4 protein-coding genes are annotated in these 5,896 nt (G+C 42.4%); 1 reads left to right on the plus strand and 3 read right to left on the minus strand.

Annotation, left to right across the window (positions count from 1 at the left end; genetic code table 11):
- On the minus strand, window positions 1-1,687 hold a 1,687-nt coding region (locus tag WAM07_RS03840), incomplete at its 3' end, for an S-layer homology domain-containing protein (protein WP_422164925.1).
- Between the two features lie 456 nt (window positions 1,688-2,143).
- On the opposite strand from WAM07_RS03840, the gene WAM07_RS03845 reads away from it, so the two are divergent.
- Window positions 2,144-2,722: a putative immunity protein gene (locus WAM07_RS03845; protein WP_422164927.1), complete on the plus strand. Its 579-nt coding sequence runs from the start codon at window positions 2,144-2,146 to the stop codon at window positions 2,720-2,722.
- 477 nt (window positions 2,723-3,199) lie between these two features.
- Here WAM07_RS03845 and WAM07_RS03850 read toward each other — a convergent pair whose 3' ends face one another.
- Both WAM07_RS03850 and WAM07_RS03855 read right to left on the minus strand, forming a co-directional pair.
- Window positions 3,200-4,858, minus strand: coding sequence for a S8 family peptidase (locus tag WAM07_RS03850; protein WP_422164929.1), 1,659 nt, complete (start codon window positions 4,856-4,858; stop codon window positions 3,200-3,202).
- Between the two features lie 78 nt (window positions 4,859-4,936).
- A partial coding sequence (locus WAM07_RS03855) for an N-acetylmuramoyl-L-alanine amidase (protein ID WP_422164931.1) occupies window positions 4,937-5,896 on the minus strand: 960 nt, incomplete at its 5' end.

Below are 5,896 nucleotides of genomic sequence, written 5' to 3' on the forward strand. Positions count from 1 at the left end.
ATTCCTTCGCTTTATCCAGCATGCCATCGGCAATCAAATCGCCCAGTGCTGTCTCGCTGTTACGGACACTTACCGTTCCACCGTCCCCTAGACGCGGATTCGGGAATGCTTCTGCAGCTACTCCTCCACTTTCTTCGTTCTCAAGGTCTTCTATGTCATCCGAATATTTCTTCAGGGCTTCTGCTGCTTCTGGATCTGCTTCTTTCTCTGAAACATCAATCAGCTCGCTGGAGTAACCTGTTACGACACCGTCTTCGTCGAATTCAACATCCAGCGTCCCAAGGTTTCCTCCGTACTGTCCAGCTTGTACGATAATCGTCGGGTCTTTAGGATCGCCGTTTTCATCCGTCGTTACTTCTACCGCTTCATCTAAGCTCGTGTGGCTGTGGCCGCCGACAATAATATCGATGCCGTCCACTTCAGCCAGCAGTTGATCATTATCATAAGCAGGATTGTCATTGAAACCAAGGTGCGTAAGCGCGATTACTTTGTCTACACCCAGTGCTTCTAAAGCTCTTACACGCTCTTCCGCTGTTTGAATGTAGTTATCAAATGTAATATCTTCAGGGCTTGATATATCCGAAGTTTCCTCCGTGGTTAAACCGAAGATCCCTACTTCTTCCCCATCAATTTCTTTCACAAGGCTGTTGTAGATCTCACCATTACGCGGATACTTACTGATGTAGCTGTTATACAGCCCTCTCATATTCTCGTCTTTGGAAAAATTAACATTCGAGCTGACAAACGGGAATTCAGCTTCTTCTACAAACTCAGAGAGCGCCTGGTGTCCTTCATCGGAAGAACCAAGGTCGAATTCATGGTTGCCGAATGTCATGGCATCATAGTCCATCATGTTCATAAATTCCATATCCGCCTGGCCTTTAAATTCATTAAAATACAGCGTACCAGAGAATACGTCTCCTGCATCCAGCAGCAGCGCATCCGGATTTTCAGCACGTACTTCTTCAACCGCTGTGACACGTTTAGCCACGTCTTCTAAATGGCCATGCGTGTCATTGGTGTGCATGAGGGAAAGATCGAAATCAGATGGCTTCGGCAGTTTTGAACCAAATTCATAGTCTGTATTCGCAAGAAGCCAGGCGAAGTCTCCGCGCTTCACATCAGCATCGGGACCAAAATGGTTTTCATCCTGTCCTACAATTAAACCATTGGCATAAAGCGTTTCGATAGCCGTTTCGTACCATTCGCCTTCCTCAACATCCTCAAATGGATGACCGGCTTCTGCCGGTTCAATTCCATAGGCTTCCATAATAACTTGAGCAAATTCAGCCCGGGACATTTTTGCTTGTGGAGCAAAAGTACCGTCGTCCATTCCATGAATAATACCAGATTCATGAAGGGCATTAACGGCGTCCGCATACCAGTGATCCTGGTTCACGTCTGGATAAGGAGCAGGATCGGCATCCAGATTCAGATCAAGAATTTTGGCAAGCATAAGAGAAGCTTCCGCACGTGTAACGGAATTACCTAAACGGAATGTTCCATCTTCATACCCCTTTACAACGCCGGCCTCTGCCAGCTGGTGAATAACTTCGTAATAAGGATGGTCCTCTTGAACATCCGGGAAGATTTCTTCTGCGGAAATACTAACAGCCGGAGTTAAAGCGGACGCCACTAGAGCGGCTCCCATGGAAGATACAACAAACTTGCTATGTAGCTTTTTCATTATTATTAAATTCCTCCTTCAATTTATAAATCTGGCTTTCTATTTAACGACCGTGGCAAATAGTATTTATGTACTCTACTTTCCTCCTCCATTTTATAAAAAGCCTACACTATAAATCTTACACGATTGTCCATAAAATTCCTCTAAAATCTTAAAATTTTACAATTTTTTTACCGGAATTCAAGAAAAGGTTGATATTTTCTAAGATTATGTCTGCTCTCGTACTGAGTTTATTTGTATTGGTATTTTATGAGGGCTTCCGCTAAAGGAGAAAAAAAACAATTGTTGAACTTCAATAATAGAGTTGCTTACTCATTCACGAGCAGACTATACTTTAGGAATTGGCTAAGAGCTTTATTCGTGCATAAAATAATTGCTCTGTTAAACATAACGAAAGAGCCGTATCGTTGAAGACTCTGTTTTGAGGTATTATGTGGAGAAAGGGGCTACAGGCCTATGTTTTCAGATGTAGAAGTGAAAATGAAGAAAAGAAACAAATTATTGTTTTCTCGTGATAGTCTGTGTTTGCAAGAATTGAAACAACTTATTCAACTCCAAAATCATAGAACGCTCGTCATGTGGGCGTTCGATTGCGCAAAATTCCCTTTAGACCAATTTGAAGCCAAATATCCTGATGAACGGCGACCAAGGACCTGTTTAGAGCGTTGTGAGGAATGGGCAAGAGGTGAAATTAAAATGCCCATAGCCAAGAGGGCGATCTTAGACTCGCATGCCGTTGCAAAAGAAATGGATGACATTGAATACGGCACTTTATGCCAGGCAATTGGTCATGCTGGGGCAACTGTACATGTCGAAACACACGCTTTAGGACTGCCCATTTATGAATTAACATCCATCGTTAATAAATACGGAAAAGCTCACTTTCATGGACCAGTAAGCGAAAAGATAAATTATTACTATACTCGCCTTCAATACTGGCAGGAAACTACCGATAAACTTGAACTATCCTGGGCAGGTTTTTTATTGGATGATACTAAACCTAATAAAGAAAGATTATGGAATGAAAAAAGATAGGCAGATTAATAAGTTTTCCACGACGGCTCTTACTGAAGCGATAAAAAACTGACAGCATCATTTATGAGAAAAATTCTTGGCAGGCAATTGCACAAATACCCTCTATAAAATAAGGAAGTGTTATGTCGAGAAAATGAAAGCTCATCCTCTATCCATTCATTTGTGGACTACTAGGTATTATGGTCTCTTACATGTTAAATGGATTTGAAGTGGATTGGCCTTCTTTTATCGGGATCTTTATAGGAGTCACGATCGGCCAAATAGGTTTTATGTTTTGGCGTAAAGAGCACTACAGTCATTCAGACAGAAAGTAGCTTTACTATTGACGCTTGCGGTCCTTTTTTATCAAGCATGGTTATGACGTTACTGGGAGATTTTCCGAAGAACCAGCAGTTAACAGCTGAAACCATTAAAAAACCCTGAAACCTATAGGAAGGTTTCAGGGTTTTCAACTTCATACACTCGTAATCTGGTAAACTATTGATTCATTACATTAGAAAGGATCAGAGAAAACTCAGCACGTGTAATCTCATTTGAAGGATGGAACGTTCCATCAGGATATCCGGAAATGAATCCAGCTGCCTTCAAATCATGAACACTTTCATAATAGTAAGCATCTTCACTCACATCACTGAATCTTTCAGAAGAAGATCCTTCAATCTTAAACGCACGATCAATAATCATCGCTACATCGCCACGGTTAATGGCCTGCTTCGGACGGAATGTTCCATCCGTATAACCGGAGATGAAACCAGAAGAAGTACCGGCAGAAATATAACCGGAACCGAATGAACTTGGACTTACATCAGGGAAATCCGTTGCTCTTTCTTCTCCATTAAGTTCCAAAGCACGACCTACCATGGCTACTGCTTCTTCTCGCGTAATGGATCGTTTCGCTTTAAACATGCCATCGTCATAACCACTGATTAAGTTTCCTAGTGAAAGATTTTCAACAGCACTACTGTACCAGTGGCTTCTGTCAAAATCTTTAAACGGTGTGGTTGGCGCTTGCACAACCCCGTGTCCGTACGTATTGTCTTTCCCTGCCGCTCCTTTATCAAGAGAGTTAGAAGCAAGAAGAGACTCTATCTCTGAATTTGACAAATCAGGAAATAGTTGATGATAGAGTGCAAGCACTCCGGTAACATGCGGCGCAGCCATTGAAGATCCACTCATGGTTGCATAGCCGGTTGGATAATCATCATTTGTAATATAAGTACTTTCAATTCTTGCGCCAGGAGCTGTGAAATCGAGGGAAGATCCAGTATACGTATAATCCGAACCATCCAGTTTCTTGGTAACAGCACCTACACTAACTACTTCTGGAAAGCGTGCCGGATAAAGAATGTCGTTAATATTTTCAGATACGCATACATCTTTGTTTCCTGCAGCTGCTACGACTTGCACGCCAGCATTTCTAGCTTTTTTAATTGCATTTTTTGTTAGTTCAGAAGGTTTACAGGATGTGAGACTTAGATTAATTATATCTACATCTTGATCAATGGCCCAATCAATACCGGCCACCACTTCTGAATTCATTCCGTTTCCTTTTTCATCGAGCACTTTCACTGCGTAAATCTCTGCATCAGGAGCGATACCTATGGTGCCAATTTCGTTATCCTGGGCGGCTATGATTCCTGTCACGTGTGTTCCGTGACCATTATCATCTTCATAACCCTCGGTGCCTTCGACAAAGCTGATTCCTTTGGCTACATTTAGATCGGGGTGGTTACTCGCAACCCCGGTATCGAGGACAGCAATTTTAACACCCTCGCCCGACAGCCCCATAGATCTTGATTTGTTCATTTTTACTGTCTCAGTTCCCCAGGAAGTTTCCTGGAAACTTACTTGAACTTGGCCGTCTTCTTCAATTGATTTGACTGCAGTTTCACCCTTCAACTCAGAAATCTTATTGCCTGGTATCGTTACCGCTACAGAATCAAGAGATTCATAACGATAATGAATGGTGTGCGGGATATTCTTCAGTATATTTAAATTAATTTCTTCCTTATACTGAATCACCACGCGCTCCATTTCTTCCCCTTCTGCGTCTTGATCAGAAGCTGCCAGAGAAACAGAAGGCGTACCCAAAGCCCCTGAAACCAGTAACACCATGACAACCATTAACTTTTTCAATAGATCTTCCTCCTCCAAAGTGCTCACCGCTGACAAATAATTGAAAGAGCGAACCAAAATTTGGCCGCTCTTACATTATTATTCTCTCCAATTGTAATATTCTACAATCCCCATTGCAATAGCTTTGGCTGCTTTGTGACGATAATTTTGCGTTTTCAGCTTTGCAGCGTCTTCATCATTCGTTACAAAGCCGATTTCCGTCAATGCAGATGGAAGACTTGTATATTTAATAACTTGGAAGTTAGCATTTTTTACGCCGCGATTACTCATATCCATATCACGATAAAGTCTTTCATTAATATAGGTGGCAAGTTTTAAACTCTTATACTCGCGATCGTTTAACCCATAAGCATGATAGTAAGTCTCTACTCCGTTAGCACTTTCAAGGAAGGAGTTCGCGTGAATACTGACAAAGGTATCGGCTCCTAATCTTTCTGCCTTGTCAACGCGTCCGCCGAGTGTCAGGTAATAGTCGCTGTCCCGAGTCATTTTTACGTCAAAGCCCGTATCCTTCAAGTAATCTCTTACTTTAAGGGCTACATCCAGCACTAAGTCTTTTTCAAGCATTCCGTTTCCAGAAGCGCCTGGGTCGTGACCGCCGTGACCGGCATCAATTGCCACGGTGCGCTTCACACTTGGTTTGTCCGTTAAATAAGCTTCGTGCACGTAACCTTCGACACTGCCTGAGGAAACCAGTCTCCAGCTTCCTTCTTCTTTATGAACATCAACCGCTTCTCCGGTAGTAAACTGACCAACCACGTCGTAGCTGGTTCCTGGCCCTTTACGTACATTTAAGGAATCGGCGGTTACAATTTTTTCAGCAATAACAGGCTTTGGAATGTCAGCTAAGTAAGCACTATGTACATATCCTTCTACGCCATTTCCGGAAACCAGTCTCCAGTCTCCATCCACTTCATGAACGTCAACTTCCTGATTATCGGAGTACTTTCCAACAACATCGTAGCTGATTCCTGGTCCTTTTCTTACATTTAAGTTATCAGTTGTTACGATTTTTTCAGCAATGACTGGTTTTGGAAT

The organism is Halobacillus sp. (genome assembly GCF_049282395.1).
Classification (GTDB): Bacteria; Bacillota; Bacilli; order Bacillales; family Halobacillaceae; genus Halobacillus.